This is a genomic window from Methanocaldococcus jannaschii DSM 2661 (assembly GCF_000091665.1).
Taxonomy (GTDB): domain Archaea; phylum AGJL01; class Methanococci; order Methanococcales; family Methanocaldococcaceae; genus Methanocaldococcus; species Methanocaldococcus jannaschii.
Genome location: NC_000909.1, coordinates 630,988 through 645,971, shown reverse-complemented (window position 1 = coordinate 645,971; position 14,984 = coordinate 630,988). Strand labels below are relative to the sequence as shown.

The 14,984-nt window shown below is 42.4% G+C and carries 9 protein-coding genes, 7 tRNA genes, 3 rRNA genes and 1 other RNA gene; 3 read left to right on the top strand and 17 right to left on the bottom strand.

What is annotated here, in order from left to right; all coding sequences use genetic code 11:
* Nucleotides 1-8: 8 nt before the first annotated feature.
* Nucleotides 9-1,013 carry an iron-containing alcohol dehydrogenase gene (locus MJ_RS03805; RefSeq protein WP_209320041.1) on the top strand — a complete coding sequence of 335 codons (1,005 nt, stop codon included), beginning with the start codon at nt 9-11 and terminating at the stop codon, nt 1,011-1,013.
* Here the strand turns inward: MJ_RS03805 and MJ_RS03800 are convergent.
* From MJ_RS03800 to MJ_RS03735, 14 genes are all read right to left on the bottom strand, one after another.
* Complete coding sequence (locus MJ_RS03800) at nt 1,010-1,978, bottom strand: hypothetical protein (RefSeq protein WP_010870217.1); 969 nt, start codon at nt 1,976-1,978, stop codon at nt 1,010-1,012. The genes MJ_RS03805 and MJ_RS03800 overlap by 4 nt on opposite strands.
* Before the next feature lie 232 nt (nt 1,979-2,210).
* Nucleotides 2,211-2,468: RNase P RNA component (rnpB, locus tag MJ_RS03795), an RNA gene on the bottom strand.
* A 56-nt stretch (nt 2,469-2,524) separates the two neighbouring features.
* Nucleotides 2,525-2,639, bottom strand: a 5S ribosomal RNA gene (gene rrf, locus MJ_RS03790).
* Between the two features lie 68 nt (nt 2,640-2,707).
* Nucleotides 2,708-5,711 (bottom strand): 23S ribosomal RNA (locus MJ_RS03785).
* Nucleotides 5,712-5,904: 193 nt separating this feature from the next.
* Nucleotides 5,905-5,977: transfer RNA gene (locus tag MJ_RS03780), tRNA-Ala, on the bottom strand.
* Between the two features lie 64 nt (nt 5,978-6,041).
* Nucleotides 6,042-7,520: ribosomal RNA gene (locus MJ_RS03775) — 16S ribosomal RNA — on the bottom strand.
* The 16S, 23S and 5S rRNA genes sit together here with 7 tRNA genes alongside, the layout of an rRNA operon.
* 299 nt (nt 7,521-7,819) lie before the next feature.
* Nucleotides 7,820-7,891 (bottom strand) — tRNA-His (locus MJ_RS03770).
* An 11-nt stretch (nt 7,892-7,902) separates the two neighbouring features.
* Nucleotides 7,903-7,990: transfer RNA gene (locus MJ_RS03765), tRNA-Leu, on the bottom strand.
* A gap of 39 nt (nt 7,991-8,029) precedes the next feature.
* Nucleotides 8,030-8,104 (bottom strand) — tRNA-Glu (locus MJ_RS03760).
* 18 nt (nt 8,105-8,122) lie between these two features.
* A tRNA-Ile gene (locus MJ_RS03755) sits at nt 8,123-8,200 on the bottom strand.
* A gap of 29 nt (nt 8,201-8,229) precedes the next feature.
* Nucleotides 8,230-8,305 (bottom strand) — tRNA-Asn (locus MJ_RS03750).
* Nucleotides 8,306-8,312: 7 nt separating this feature from the next.
* Nucleotides 8,313-8,389 (bottom strand) — tRNA-Phe (locus MJ_RS03745).
* A 133-nt stretch (nt 8,390-8,522) separates the two neighbouring features.
* Nucleotides 8,523-9,578, bottom strand: coding sequence for a TIGR01177 family methyltransferase (locus MJ_RS03740; RefSeq protein WP_010870216.1), 1,056 nt, complete (start codon nt 9,576-9,578; stop codon nt 8,523-8,525).
* Between the two features lie 26 nt (nt 9,579-9,604).
* Nucleotides 9,605-10,957 carry an MATE family efflux transporter gene (locus MJ_RS03735; RefSeq protein ID WP_010870215.1) on the bottom strand — a complete coding sequence of 451 codons (1,353 nt, stop codon included), beginning with the start codon at nt 10,955-10,957 and terminating at the stop codon, nt 9,605-9,607.
* Between the two features lie 84 nt (nt 10,958-11,041).
* Here MJ_RS03735 and MJ_RS03730 point away from each other — a divergent pair, with 84 nt between their 5' ends.
* Both MJ_RS03730 and MJ_RS03725 read left to right on the top strand, forming a co-directional pair.
* Nucleotides 11,042-11,551, top strand: coding sequence for a DUF367 family protein (locus MJ_RS03730; RefSeq protein ID WP_064496586.1), 510 nt, complete (start codon nt 11,042-11,044; stop codon nt 11,549-11,551).
* Nucleotides 11,552-11,700: 149 nt separating this feature from the next.
* Nucleotides 11,701-11,844: a 50S ribosomal protein L40e gene (locus MJ_RS03725; RefSeq protein ID WP_010870213.1), complete on the top strand. Its 144-nt coding sequence runs from the start codon at nt 11,701-11,703 to the stop codon at nt 11,842-11,844.
* Nucleotides 11,845-11,888: 44 nt separating this feature from the next.
* On the opposite strand, the gene MJ_RS03720 is transcribed toward MJ_RS03725, so the two are convergent.
* From MJ_RS03720 to MJ_RS03710, 3 genes are read right to left on the bottom strand one after another with little or no spacing between them, the layout of a single operon-like run.
* On the bottom strand, nt 11,889-12,503 hold the full coding sequence (locus MJ_RS03720; protein ID WP_244409490.1) for a stage II sporulation protein M: 615 nt from the start codon (nt 12,501-12,503) through the stop codon (nt 11,889-11,891).
* 32 nt (nt 12,504-12,535) lie between these two features.
* Nucleotides 12,536-13,753, bottom strand: coding sequence for a hydroxymethylglutaryl-CoA reductase (NADPH) (gene hmgA, locus MJ_RS03715; RefSeq protein ID WP_010870211.1), 1,218 nt, complete (start codon nt 13,751-13,753; stop codon nt 12,536-12,538).
* Nucleotides 13,754-13,770: 17 nt separating this feature from the next.
* Nucleotides 13,771-14,904, bottom strand: a complete 1,134-nt coding sequence (locus MJ_RS03710) for a hypothetical protein (RefSeq protein WP_010870210.1) — start codon at nt 14,902-14,904, stop codon at nt 13,771-13,773.
* Between the last annotated feature and the right edge of the window lie 80 nt (nt 14,905-14,984).

The following is a 14,984-nucleotide window of genomic DNA, read 5'->3' as shown; positions in this document are numbered from 1 at the left end:
GTAGGATGATTATAGTCACACCAAGATATACAATTATAGAAGATGGAGCAATTAATAAAATAGAGGAAATTTTGAAAAAACTCAACTTAAAAAATCCATTAGTGATTACCGGAAAAAATACAAAAAAATACTGTAGATTTTTCTATGATATTGTATATTATGATGAAATTTTAAACAATCTTGAAATTGAACTTAAAAAATATACTGCCTATGATTGTGTAATTGGTATTGGAGGAGGAAGATCAATAGATACTGGTAAATATTTAGCTTATAAATTAGGTATTCCATTTATTAGTGTGCCCACAACTGCGTCAAATGATGGCATTGCCTCACCAATTGTTTCTATAAGACAACCCTCATTTATGGTTGATGCCCCAATAGCCATAATTGCTGATACAGAGATAATAAAAAAATCTCCAAGGAGATTGTTAAGTGCAGGAATGGGGGATATTGTTTCAAATATAACAGCTGTTTTAGATTGGAAATTGGCTTATAAAGAGAAAGGGGAAAAATACAGTGAGAGCTCTGCTATATTTTCAAAAACAATAGCTAAAGAATTAATAAGTTATGTTTTAAATTCAGATTTGTCAGAGTATCATAATAAACTTGTAAAAGCATTAGTTGGGAGTGGTATAGCGATAGCTATAGCAAATTCTTCAAGACCCGCCTCCGGAAGTGAGCATCTCTTCTCTCATGCTTTGGATAAGTTAAAAGAGGAGTATAACTTAAATATAAATTCCTTACATGGAGAACAGTGTGGAATAGGAACAATAATGATGAGCTATCTACATGAGAAAGAGAATAAAAAGTTATCTGGATTACATGAAAAGATTAAAATGAGTTTAAAAAAGGTTGATGCTCCAACAACTGCCAAAGAACTTGGATTTGATGAAGATATCATTATTGAGGCATTAACTATGGCTCATAAAATAAGAAATAGATGGACTATATTAAGAGATGGGTTAAGTAGAGAAGAGGCAAGGAAACTGGCTGAAGAAACAGGAGTTATTTAAACAATCTTTGCTAAAGCTAAAATTATCTCCAATAGTATTAAAGCAACAATTGTTCCTTCCAACAATAATCCATAAAACTCAGTTAAATGTTGCCTTGTCATTGTGTATATATCACTAATCATTTCCATTTTTTTCTCTACTCTTTTAATCCATTCTGAGACGTAGAATATTTTACATAATCTTTCATACAACTCAGCATAATATCTGTCTCCATACAACATAAGGACATTTTCAATGCTATCAAAATATGATATATAGCTGATTCTTTGTAGATATAAATCCTTAGATAGTTTTTTTAGCTTAAAATATCCAAGTTTTTCCCACTGTAATCTTGTGAAATATTGTATTGCTTCACTTAGCATACTGTCAAATACTCTTAAATTCAAAACTCTAATACAGGCAAGTTCGATAATATCAACTTCTTCCCAGAAATCTTCATTTTTATCTAAGATTATTCCATTATCCCAATCCAAAATTATTAAATCTTTTGTTGAATACTTTATTTTGCTTTTTAATAATTCATTTATATATTCCTCTGGAACTTCTTCATACTGATTTCTAAGAAGTTTTGTTAATATACTCTTATTTTCCTTGATAAATGAGTCAGGGTCTGAATACTCACTAAAGCAGTATAAAGTGTAGCTCTCTAAGAATTTATCTGCATTATATTTTTTTAAATAGCTTAAAGCTTCATCAAATAGCTCTTCTTTAAGTTCAAATAGTTCTATTAAATCCTTATTTTTAAAATCTTTAACAATCTCTACGATAATGTTCTTTTCATATACTTTTATTGCTATCTCTTTACTTTCTTCAGTAATCCTTTCTATTAAAGAGTATGTTGGTAAAAACTCCTCATAGCTACAAATTCTCTTCATCCTAAGTTTTATCATTTGTTCAGAATAGATATTTTCTTTTAAATACCCCACAAGTATTTGAACAATCTTACCACTTAGAACACTATCCATTTTCTCCCAATTTTTAATCTCTTTTTTAAATTTAATTTTACTTTTTGATATATAAAAACCTTTAATTTAGATAAAATAATTTATATTTATTAATTTAAGTTCATTGATTAATAATTAAAAAAATATAGAACTTTTGCAGGAATAAAATTTTAGAGAAAATTGATGCCCTTTGAGCATCTAAATTCCACGAAGTTAATATAAAACTGCGAAAATTCTATAAAAAATAGTGCGGGTATGGGGGCTATAGCCCGCCTTCTGTAATTTCGGTGACATTCGGCTAAGCGCCGAAACCGGCTTGCACCCCGGGCAGGGGAGATGCCCGTTTCACCGGTTCTCCGGAAGTCCTCAACTTTCACTATCATCGTCATCTCTTCCGGAGCCGTGTCGTTTCTGCTGCATCTCCCGCCCCTTCTCAGGGGACGCTGCCCATAAATGGGGTGGGCGGAACTTCCTCCCCTCTTAAAGAGGGGAAAGTCACCAGCCCCCTTACCCGCTTAACTTTAAGATTTGAATATATAAATGTTATTTTCTAAAATAATAAAAAGTGGCCGGCGGTGTCGCCCCTTTCCCGCCAGATGGCAGTACTCGGGGCATCGCTGGGGGGCTTAACTTCCGAGTTCGGGATGGGTTCGGGTGTGGCCCCCCCGCTATGACCGCCGTACCAAGAAATAAATGGTGCCTTTTTTTGGGCCATGCATAGGCTTCCACATCCGCTTAGTGTCTGGATACCCTGCCGGGCCCTTGGGCGATTAGTACCGGCGGGCTGAACGCCTCGGGCAAAGCCCTCGGCGCTTACACCCCCGGCCTATCAACCTCCTCTTATAGGAGAGCCCTCGTCCCCGAAGGGACTGGCCGCCTATTTTCGGGGAGGGTTTCGGGCTTAGATGCCTTCAGCCCTTATCCCTTAGCGCGTAGCTGCCCGGCAATGCCCTGTCGGACAACCGGTAGACCAGAGGCGCCGGCGGCTCGTTCCTCTCGTACTAGAGCCACCTTCCCCTCAGGCGGCCAACACCCCCAGCAGATAGCAACCAACCTGTCTCACGACGGTTTAAACCCAGCTCACGATCCCCTTTAATGGGCGAACAGCCCCACCCTTGGGCCCTGCTGCAGGCCCAGGATGGGAAGAACCGACATCGATGTAGCAAGCCGCGGGGTCGATATGGGCTCTTGCCCGCGACAACTCTGTTATCCCCGGGGTAGCTTTTCTGTTATCCCTGGCCCCCATCGGTGAGGCACAGGGGTTCGCTAGGCCCGGCTTTCGCCTCTTGGTCGGCCTCTTTTACCGACCAAGTCAGGCCGGCTTTTGCCCTTGCACTCCACGGCGGAGTTCTGACCCGCCTGAGCCGACCTTTGGGCCCCCCTGATGCCTTTTCAGGGGGGTGCCGCCCCAGCCAAACTGCCCACCTGCCGGTGTCCCCCTTTACGGGGTTAGGGACATGGCCATGGGTGGGTGGTGTCCCATGGGCGCCTCCACCACCCCCGGAGGGGTGGCTTCGACGGCTCCCACCTACGCTGTGCACCCACGGCCATGCCCCAACGACAGGCTGCAGTAAAGCTCCACGGGGTCTTCGCTTCCCACTGGGGGTCTCCGGCCTTTGCACCGGAATGGTAGGTTCACCGGGTTCCGGCCCGGGACAGTGGGGGTCTCGTTACGCCATTCATGCAGGTCGGAACTTACCCGACAAGGAATTTCGCTACCTTAAGAGGGTTATAGTTACCCCCGCCGTTTACCGGCGCTTCGCCCGGTTGTACCCGGGTTTCACGTACCGGCACTGGGCAGGCGTCGGCCTTGGTACACACCCTTACGGGCTAGCCAAGACCTGTGTTTTTATTAAACAGTCGGACCCCCCTGGCCACTGCGACCTGCGGTCCCCTCACTTAGAGAAGACCGCAGGCACCCCTTCTCCCGAAGTTACGGGGCCAATTTGCCGACTTCCCTGGGCCGGATTCTCCCGACACGCCTTAGGATACTCGCCTAGGGGCACCTGTGTCGGTTCTGGGTACGGTCACCGGGGATCCTTGCCAGCTCCCTTTTCACGGGCTCCAGGGCTCAGCCGAACCCTCCTAACGGAGGGCCCATCACGCTTTTGCCCGGTTCTCGCCATTACGGCACTCCCCGGGCTTATGCGCTTGGCCACCCCGACGGGGGTGGTCGGCCTACCCCGAAGCGTCAGGAGCTGGCCTTGCGTTGCCGCACGTACCCCGGTGGCGCGGGAATATTAACCCGCTTCCCTTTCCCCCCCAGGGAATTACCCCGGGGGTTAGGACCGGCTAACCCACAGCTGACGACCGTTGCTGTGGAAACCTGGCCCCTTCGGCGGTGGGGATTCTCACCCCACTTTGCTGTTACTACTGCCGGGATTCTCGTTCCCACGGGGTCCACCCGACCTCACGGCCGAGCTTCTACCCCCGCGGGACGCCCCCCTACCGGATGGCTTTTCAGCCCCCCCGGGTCTCGGCGGCCGGCTTAGCCCCCGTTATCTTCGGGGCCCCTGACCTCGACGGGTGAGCTGTTACGCACTCTTTAAAGGATGGCTGCTTCTAAGCCAACCTCCCCGCTGTCTTAGGCCAGGGACTCCCTTCTCATTTACACTTAGCCGGCACTTAGGGGCCTTAACCCGGGTCCGGGTTGTTCCCCTCTCGGACATACGGCTTACCCGTATGCCCTCACTCGGGGGCTACGGCGATGACGGGTTCGGAGTTTGACAGGGTGCCGAGGGCTCTCGCCCCCTAAACACCCTATCCGTGGCTCTACCCCGCCATCTACCTAACCCCCGGCTAACCTGCGAGTTATTTCGGGGGGAACCAGCTATCTCCGGGCTCGATTGGCTTTTCACCCCTAGACCGGGGTCAGAGGAGCACTTTGCGCGGTAACACCCCTGCGGGCCTCCACCCCTCTGGCGAGGGGCTTCACCCTACCCCGGCCTAGATCGCCCGGTTTCGGGTCGTACGGGTGTGACTCCGGGCCCATTAAGACCCCGCCCCTCACCCATAAGGGTTGCGGGCATGTCGGTTTCCCTACGCCTCCGGGGTTGAACCCCTTAGGCTCGCCACACCCGTACACTCCCCGGCCCGTTTTTCGAAACGGACGGCACGACCCCGGCATGCCACCCCTCGTACTCCTCCCTCGCGGGAGTTTCCTTCGGGGTGGTTACCTTTCGGGCCGTGCCATTCCGTACCCACCTGGTTTCAGGCTCTTTTCACCCCCCGCAAGGGGTGCTTTTCAGCTTTCCCTCACGGTACTAGTTCGCTATCGGTCTCGGGACGTATTTAGGGTTGGAAGCCTAATGTCTCCCAGCTTCCCGCGCGATATCCAACGCGCGGTACTCAGGGACACCCCAGACCCCCAACTGGTTACGCCTACGGGGCTTTCACCCTCTATGGCGCCCCATTCCAGGGGACTTCGGCTTCCCAGTGGGGGTCTATATTGGGGGCCCTGCAACTCCACATCTCCCTACCCTTACGGATAGGGATTCGGTTTGCCCTGTGCCGGTTTCGGTCGCCCCTACTCCCGGCATCCCTGTTGGTTTCTTTTCCTGCGGGTACTCGGATGCTTCTTTTCCCCGCGTTCCCGCTCCCTAACGGGAGCGCCCCAAATGGGGCAGGAAGTCCCATTCGGGGATCCCGGGTTCCACGGCTGCCTGCGCCTCCCCCGGGCTTATCGCAGCTTGCCACGCCCTTCCTCGGCGCCCCGAGCCGAGCCATCCACCAGGTGGGCTGGTGGCCCGGCAGAGTATCCAGATTTCACCGGGATGTGGAAGCCTATGCATGGCCCTCATGTTTTTACGGGACTTTCGCAGTTTGTAATATTTATAAGGTAGTGAGATGCTGAAAGCATCAATTACCAAATAAAAATTATTTCCTGCGAAAGTCCCGTATCAGGCCCTTCACCTGCAACTCTTTGGAGTTGCAGGCTGCATATATAGTGGACCCGGTGGGATTTGAACCCACGGCCTCCGGCTTGCAAGGCCGGCGCTCTCCCAGCTGAGCTACGGGCCCACTTTCCCTATGAGGCAAGCCCACGACTGGTTTGGTGCCCCGCAGCAACCAGCGCTTTTTTCTCAGGAGGTGATCCAGCCGCAGGTTCCCCTACGGCTACCTTGTTACGACTTCGCCCCCCTCGCTGAACCCAAGTTCGACCCTGCCCTTGCGGACAGGGCCTCACTTGGGCTCAACTCGGGTGGCGTGACGGGCGGTGTGTGCAAGGAGCAGGGACGCATTCACCGCGCCATGGTGAGGCGCGATTACTACGGATTCCGGCTTCACGAGGGCGAGTTACAGCCCTCGATCCGGACTACGACCGGGTTTAGGGGATTCGCTCCCCCTTTCGGGGTCGCGTCCCATTGTCCCGGCCATTGTAGCCCGCGTGTAGCCCAGGGGATTCGGGGCATGCGGACCTGTCGTTGCCCGCACCTTCCTCCGGCTTAGCGCCGGCGGTCCCCCATGAGTGCCCTCCTCCCGGAGGAGGAGGTAGCAACATGGGGCACGGGTCTCGCTCGTTACCTGACTTAACAGGACGCCTCACGGTACGAGCTGACGACGGCCATGCACCACCTCTCGGCGCGTCTGGCAAGGTCGTCAACCTGGCCTTCATCCTGCCGTCGCCCCTGGTAAGATGCCCGGCGTTGAATCCAATTAAACCGCAGGCTCCACCCGTTGTAGTGCTCCCCCGCCAATTCCTTTAAGTTTCAGTCTTGCGACCGTACTCCCCAGGCGGCGGACTTAACGGCTTCCCTTCGGCACCGCGTCGGCCCGAAGCCGACGCGACACCTAGTCCGCAGAGTTTACAGCCAGGACTACCCGGGTATCTAATCCGGTTTGCTCCCCTGGCCTTCGTCCCTCACCGTCGGACCCGTTCCAGCCGGGCGCCTTCGCCACAGGTGGTCCCCCAGGGATCAACGCATTTCACCGCTACCCCTGGGGTACCCCCGGCCTCTCCCGGTCCCAAGCCCGGCAGTATCTCTGCCAGCCCTGCGGTTGAGCCGCAGGATTTAAGCAGAGACTTACCGGGCCGGCTACGGACGCTTTAGGCCCAATAACAGTGGCCACCACTTGGGCCGCCGGTATTACCGCGGCTGCTGGCACCGGACTTGCCCAGCCCTTATTCCCGGAGCTGTTTACACTCCGGAAAAGCCCACGCAGGGCGTGGGCACTCGGGGTCCCCCCGTCGCGCTTTCGCGCATTGCGGAGGTTTCGCGCCTGCTGCGCCCCGTAGGGCCTGGACCCGTGTCTCAGTGTCCATCTCCGGGCTCCCCCTCTCAGGGCCCGTACGGATCGTAGGCTTGGTGGGCCGTTACCCCACCAACTACCTAATCCGCCGCAGCCCCATCCTCGGGCGGCTTACGCCTTTCGGGGAGGGATCATTCCAGACCTCCTCCCCTATGGGGGATTAGCCTCAGTTTCCCGAGGTTATCCCCCACCCGAGGGTAGGTTAGCCACGTGTTACTGAGCCGTGCGCCGGTGCTCCCCGAAGGGAGCCCCTTGACTCGCATGGCTTAGTCGGACCCCGATAGCAGTGGCCTCCGGCAGGATCAACCGGAATTAAGTGGGAGGTACGGTCGCAAGAAAGGATAAACCTTTCTTGCGGCTGGTTGCTGCGGGGTTTCACCACCAGTCGTGGGCTTGCCTCAGCCCCAACCCTTCGGATTGGGGACGCATCCTTAAATAGGGCTTACGCATTATTTTATTGAATTTGGAATTTTGAAGCCCTAAAGGGCATCATTTATTCCAATAGGAAACTTACCCGCGTAAGCCCTATTTCAAGTGCATCCAATAACAGGAGGTTGTTACATGCAACGTTTTTAGGAATAGAACAATTAAGGTTGAAAAAAAATAAAAAAGGGCCGGGACCGGGAATTGAACCCGGGTCAGGGGATCCACAGTCCCCCAGGATGGCCACTACCCCACCCCGGCCACTTTACCTATGGTGCAGGGGCAGGGATTTGAACCCTGGAACCCCTACGGGACTGGGTCCTAGGCCCAGCGCCTTTGGCCAGGCTTGGCGACCCCTGCACATATATATTCTTAATTATCTTAAAATAGGACGAATGATGCTCCGGCCGGGATTTGAACCCGGGTCGCGGGCTCGAAAGGCCCGCATGATTGGCCGGACTACACCACCGGAGCTAATTAGTGATTTTAATATGGTGGGCCCGAAGGGATTTGAACCCTTGACCACTCGGTTATGAGCCGAGCGCTCTGACCAGGCTGAGCTACGGGCCCATATTGGGTATAAAAAAATAAAAAATTAATGGCGCCCCCAGCAGGACTCGAACCTGCGACCTACGGATTAACAGTCCGTCGCTCTACCATCTGAGCTATGGGGGCACATCAATGGTGCCGCGGGGGTGATTTGAACACCCGACAACTGGATCTTCAGTCCAGCGTTCTCCCAGGCTGAACTACCGCGGCACCCAAATGTTTGCATAATTATGCATTACATTTCAGGTATATAAACTTTTCGGTTAGGTATTTAAATATTTGACTTACAATTTAATTAATTTTTCATAAATTTTCATAAATATTTTTAGTAAATGTAATAATATTAGATTTTCTTATAAACATGGATGTGTCTAATCAGCCCTTTATGGATATATACCTTGTAGAGTCCCTCTAATTCCATATCAAGCTCTATCTTTTTTGGGTATGCAAAAACAAAGTAGCCGTTATCTTTAATGACCTCTGGAAGAGTTTCTAATATCTTTTCAATCTCTCCCTTTTTTGCTGTAGATATTCCATAAGGCGGGTCTGTTACAATGGCATCGACTTTTTCTATATTTAGTTCATTTAAAAACTCTTTTACGTATTTGGCATCTAATCTTTTAACTTTTATCACTTTATCTAATAGGTTGTATTCTTCAAGGTTGATTAAAGTTCCAGAAGCCATTCTCCAATCTATATCACAACCAATAAGCTTAGCTCCGATTAAACCAGCCTCAATTAAAAACCCTCCAGTCCCACAGAATGGGTCTAAGACAATATCTCCTTCTTTAACTCTTGCTAGATTTACCATAGCTCTTGCAAGTTTTGGAAGCATACAACCCGGATGGAAGTATTTTCTTAAATGTGGCCTATTCTTTTGGAAGTATTCCCTATCTCTCATCTCTAATACATTGGAAATAAAAAATGTGTTTTCTAAAATAACAACTCTAACTAATATATCTGGTTTTGTTAAATTTACTTTTGCATTGGTTTTTAATTTTATAATCCCTCCAATTTCCTTCTCAATTCTTAATGAGTCTATAGATTTTGTAAATTCATCTTTATGAAGTTTTAAAACTCTAACGGCATAAGATTTACTCTCATCAATATCTGGATAATCAATATTTGCTACAAAATCTTTAAATGAGTTTATAAAATCATTGACAATTTTATCTACTAAATCTACACTTTTTTCTTCTAAATTGTATCTAAATATTATCCTATGCCCCTCATCTATATACCCACTTCTTTTAACGATATCTTTGGCAGGACTATCTTCAGTTATAACGTATCTTTTTAATCTCTCAACACTTCCATTGTAATTAAAAATTTCTAATAATGCCATAAGTTCTCCATAAGGGATTTCTTCATGCTCTCCATTTAAAACATATCCAATCATAATTACCCCTCAAAATATTTTTAATTTTATTTAGATTTTATTAATGCTTTTATAGCTAAAACTCCAAATAGAAATGCAAAAATTCCAGCTGTAAATTCTCCAACCACTAAGCCGCTATATATTCCAAACATTCCTAATCCCAATATTACTGCAAATAGATAAGCATAGGATATATGACATATTAGCGACCTAAATATGGAAATTATTAATGATTTTTCTCCTTTACCAATTCCTTGGAACATTGCGGATGTTGTTAAAATAAATGGTGTAAATAGTAAATATAATGGAACTATTCTTAAAGCTTTAACAAGTTCTTCATGAATTCCCATTGAGGTTTTTGTGTAAGTAAATAGATAAGCTAAGATTGGGGATAAGAGCATTATTAAAGCAACTATAATAATTTCCATTAAAACCCCAATTTTTATTGTGTAAAAATAAGCTGTTTTTAATTTTTCAAAACTCCTTGCTCCGTAAGTGGCTCCTATAACTGAAGTAGCTCCACTTGCCAAACCTAACATTGGAATAAAGCCAAACTCTGTTATTCTTAAAGCTCCAGTATAGACAGCTAAACCTCTACTATCTCCAACCATCATAATTATTGAAGTCATTATAAAAAATGATACTGCAACAGTAATCTCTATCAATGCTGAAGGAATTCCAACTCTAATTAAATCGGCTATAATCTTTAAATCAGGTTTAAATTTTGATAATTTAACTGTAACATAACATGATTTTTTTATAAACAGCTCATAAGCTAAAATTAAGAGAGATATAATTATAGCTATCAAAGTAGCATAACTTGCCCCACTTATCCCTAAATTTAGCATATAGATGAATATCGGGTCTAAGATGATGTTTGTTAAAGTGCCTATAACGCTTGCTATCATAACTATCTTTGTATTTCCCTCCCCCCTAAATATCCCATATAACGCATCGCAGATTGTAAATATAACAGTTCCTAAAACCAGTATGCTGGAGTATTTTATAGCTAATGACTTACAATCTCCATAGGTTCCCATTAAGCTAAATAGCGTATCAAGATTTGGATATACAGCTATAATATACAAAATTCCAGCAATTAAAGCTAAAATAATTGCATGATTTGCTACTTTATCAGCTTCTTCTTTATTTTTTGCTCCAACTCTTCTTGCTATTCCAGAGCTAATCCCAATACTCAAACCCCAACTAACTGCATATATGCTAATTAATATTGGAAAACTCGCTCCCACAGCAGCTAATGCATCTGCCCCCAATCCAGAAACCCAGATACTATCAACTAAGCTATAGATTGATTCAATGAATGTAGCAACAATTATTGGCTTTGATACTTCAATTACTGCTTTTTTTGGGTCATCCAACAATATTTCAACATTTTTCATCGTCTATCACCACAATAACAGTAAAAAATAAATACTACTTATACAACTTAATTTTCTTTACCATTTCACAAAATTGTGATAACAATGCCGAAGCTTTTCATATATCATGCAAATCAGTGCAATCCAAAAAAATGCACATCCTTAAAAATGGCTAAGATGAATAAAGCCATTTTGTTAAAAAATCCTTATAAAGTTCCAAAAAACTCTTTAATACTGAATCCTTACGCTGAAAAAGCTCTATCTCCAGAAGATAAAGAGATAGTGGAAAAGTTTGGAATAACTGCTTTAGATTGTTCATGGAAAGAAGCGGAGTTAATGTTTAAGAAATTTAAATTTAAAAATCAAAGGTCTCTACCGTTTTTAGTTGCATGCAACCCTATAAATTATGGAAAGCCATGCATGCTTTCAACATTGGAAGCTTTTATTGCCGCTTTATATATAACTAACTTTAAGGATGAAGCTTGGGATTTAACCTCCTGTTTTAAATGGGCAGAAACATTTATAAAGGTTAATTATGAATTATTAGAAAGATACTCAAATGCTAAAAATTCAATGGAAGTTGTGGAAATTCAGCAGGACTTTCTCAGGAAATAAATATTCTATTGATTATTGCTGCCTAAAGGGCATCTAAAGTTCCAAAAGTAAAATATATAACTAAAATTTAAATCTGTCAAAAAACATAAAAACATATAAAAAGTTTTAAAAAGTTTTAATATGTTTATTAAAAATCTGTAGGTGAGAGAATGCCATTTGAAGAAGCAATGAAAAGGTTATTTATGAAAAAGATTTGTATGAGATGTAATGCAAGAAACCCTTGGAGAGCTACAAAGTGTAGAAAGTGTGGATACAAAGGTTTAAGACCAAAAGCAAAAGAACCAAGAGGATAAGCGAGCTACTTTTTGTTTATTCTTTTTTATATCTTAAAACTCAATTAAGAAAACATGATTTTGGCTATTTTAAAGGTTATAGTCCCTTCAACAATTCCAGCAACTATGAATAGTATTATAGAGAGTATGAGCAACTTTAAAGACTCTTTTATGTAATATAAAACCTCTCTTTTAGTTCCAAATTTGATATTTATTAAGAAATTAACTAATCCCATGTTAAATAAAACCCCACCTGATGCTGAAAGTATTAAAGCTGGAATTTCAATGATTCCATGTGGTAAAACTAAATAGATAAAGCTTTCAGCACCAAATTTGTAAAGCACGTATGATAAGATATAGGAATTAACTGCAATAACAAATAGTGAAAAAATCCCAAGGATATAGTTTAAAATACATACGGTTAGGTTATTTTTCCAAATTGCTAATATTATATGTAAGTTATCCTCATTTAACGTAATTTTTAGATTTTCAACATGTTTTTGAAAATTTTGGAAGATGATATCTCCTAAATATGAGAAATACTTTATATTAACTACCAAAATATATAATAATACTAAAGATAAGATAAAAACCAAACTAACAAATAAAATAACTTTCTTATTTCTTATAGGGCTTTTTAGAATTTCTTTTAAATCAAATATCTCTTTCAATGCGTCCATTAGCACCATCATTAAATAAGCATCTCTCATAATTATCTACCGAGTTCTTGATGAGCTTTTCCTAAATGTCCAGCTGCTAAAGCTCCTAATAAAGATAACTCCCCAGCTAAAACTGCAGCTCCAACAATTTCAGCAAATTTTAAAGCTTTATTATCTCCGTAGCAACCAAGCATCTCTAAGCACTCTTTTTGTGTTTCAACCCTTGTTCCTCCTCCAACAGTCCCAATAGGAACATCTGGGAGAGTTACTGAAAAATATAATCCATCATCTTCAACTTCAGCCATTGTAATTCCTAAACTACCCTCAACTATATGTGCCTCATCTTGCCCAGTAGCTAAGAATATTGCCCCAATGATATTTGCATAATGGGCATTGAATCCCATTGAATTGCTTATTGCTGAACCTATATAATTCTTTAACCTATTTACTTCAGCTATAGCTTGGGAAGTGGTTTTTAGGTATTTATTAACTTCCTTCTCAGTTAAAAATACCTCTGCTACAATAGATTTCCCTCTACCATTAATTAAGTTCATTCCACTAGGCTTTTTATCTACACATGCATTTCCACTGACAGCAACTGTTTTAACAAATATGCCTTCTTTTTTTAATTCCCCCTCTATAAAATTACATGCCTTCTCTGTTGCAATTGTAACCATATTCATGCCCATGGCATCTCCAGTTTTAAATACAAATCTTGGATATAGATTTCTTCCAACGATTAAAATTGGCTCTATCTTTATTAGCTTTCCATGCCTTGTTGTTGATTCAGCAACTTCCTTTATCCTCTCAAAGTTTTCTCTAATCCAATCTCTGACTTTTATTGCATCTACAACACTCTTTGTTTTTAAGCAAGGGGCTCTTGTCATCTTATCATCTATAACCCTAACAGTTGCCCCCCCACATTTTGTTATTATTGAGCAACCCCTATTAACCGATGCCACCAAAGCTCCTTCAGTTGTTGCCAATGGGATGTAAAACTCTCCCTTTGCATATTCCCCATTTATCTTTAAAGGCCCAGCAAAACCCAATGGAATCTGTATAGCTCCAATCATATTTTCTATATTCTTCTTCATAGCCATTTCTTCATCTATTGAGTAATTGCATATATGCTTAAATTCAATCCCAACCTTTTTTTCAATAAATTTTCTTCTAATTTCAGTTGCTATTTTTGAACCAAACATTTTATCTAATTGATATGGCTTTATTTCTCCATTTAACATTTTTTCAAGGATGTCATTATAATTTTCCATTTTATCACCAGATTAGTTTAGTTGTTATTTTGTGATTCAAGTTCTCTTAGTTTATTATTGCATTTATTAATTAGTTTTTCGAGTTCATCTTTTAGTTCGTTGAATATCTCTTCATCTAACTTATTCTCATTCTTTTCTTTTTCATATTTCTCTAATAATTCTTTTAAATGATGCACAAATATTTCAAGGTATGTTTTATCGTTGAACATCTCATAATTGCTAATGTTGTTGTATGTTTCACTTAAAAATTTATTAATACTATTAATGTCTCTTGTTTTAATTTTTTCTTCGATAGTTTTGTAAAATGAAACTATAAATTCTGTTTTCTTAAAAGCTTCCAAACCTTTTTTAGAGTATGGCTTATTTTTCCTATTTAAACAATTTTTTCTATATTCAACTCTTAATTTACTAAGAATTCTTAAAAAATCCCTAAGATATTTTTCACGTTTTTCATCTTTAATAAACATCCAGTATTTATTAAAGTTTTTGTTAATCATATTTAAGCATTTTATTACTGCATAAACATCTCCCACTTTAATTCTCTTCTCAATAATTTCATAGACTGCGAATAATCTCGATTCAGCATCAGTTAAATCACCATAGCCTCCTGATTTATCTCCTATATCTTTATCTCTCAAAATTAAATCGACTGCATATTTTGGATTTATAACATTTGCAAATGCTTTTATATATAAAGCATACATTAAGAAATTTAACATTATAACGTAATAAATAATTCCATAGTCAATTACATGCAATTGAACATGTGTTAATGAAATAAGAATAAATAAAAACACAGTTGTGAAAGAAATTACTACAAAAGTTAAAAATCTTACATCTCTAACCCATATCCACATTAAGATATTACTTAATCTATCTGATGATGTCTGAATAATAACCCAAGATATTGATACAAGTAGTGCTGAGATAGTTGCTAAAATACTCCCTACTGTAAGGAAATTACTGCTGTCACTGCTATTGGTTATTAAAGACCATAATGAATCATAATTTTTTATTGCAACAACCACTGCTATAGACACAATCATAGAGAGAATGAGAAGATAGTTTTGAAAAGTTGTTTGCAATTTTTTAAGCCCTTTCCAATCAAATATTTCAACAATTTCCCATTTAAAACCTTCAAATGCAAACATGTAAAGAAAAGCATAAGCAATTAAGAGAATAGATATCCATTTATTAAAATCTCCTACAAATAATGTGAATATTGTAGTTA

Bases quoted from the DNA above. Each gene is read 5' to 3' on its own strand.
- MJ_RS03800 (WP_010870217.1), bottom strand. From the start codon at position 1,978: ATGGATAGTGTTCTAAGTGGTAAGATTGTTCAAATACTTGTGGGGTAT.
- MJ_RS03740 (WP_010870216.1), bottom strand. From the start codon at position 9,578: ATGATTGGATATGTTTTAAATGGAGAGCATGAAGAAATCCCTTATGGA.
- MJ_RS03735 (WP_010870215.1), bottom strand. From the start codon at position 10,957: ATGAAAAATGTTGAAATATTGTTGGATGACCCAAAAAAAGCAGTAATT.
- MJ_RS03730 (WP_064496586.1), top strand. From the start codon at position 11,042: ATGCCGAAGCTTTTCATATATCATGCAAATCAGTGCAATCCAAAAAAA.
- MJ_RS03725 (WP_010870213.1), top strand. From the start codon at position 11,701: ATGCCATTTGAAGAAGCAATGAAAAGGTTATTTATGAAAAAGATTTGT.
- MJ_RS03720 (WP_244409490.1), bottom strand. From the start codon at position 12,503: ATGGACGCATTGAAAGAGATATTTGATTTAAAAGAAATTCTAAAAAGC.
- hmgA (WP_010870211.1), bottom strand. From the start codon at position 13,753: ATGGAAAATTATAATGACATCCTTGAAAAAATGTTAAATGGAGAAATA.
- MJ_RS03710 (WP_010870210.1), bottom strand. From the start codon at position 14,904: ATGTTTGCATTTGAAGGTTTTAAATGGGAAATTGTTGAAATATTTGAT.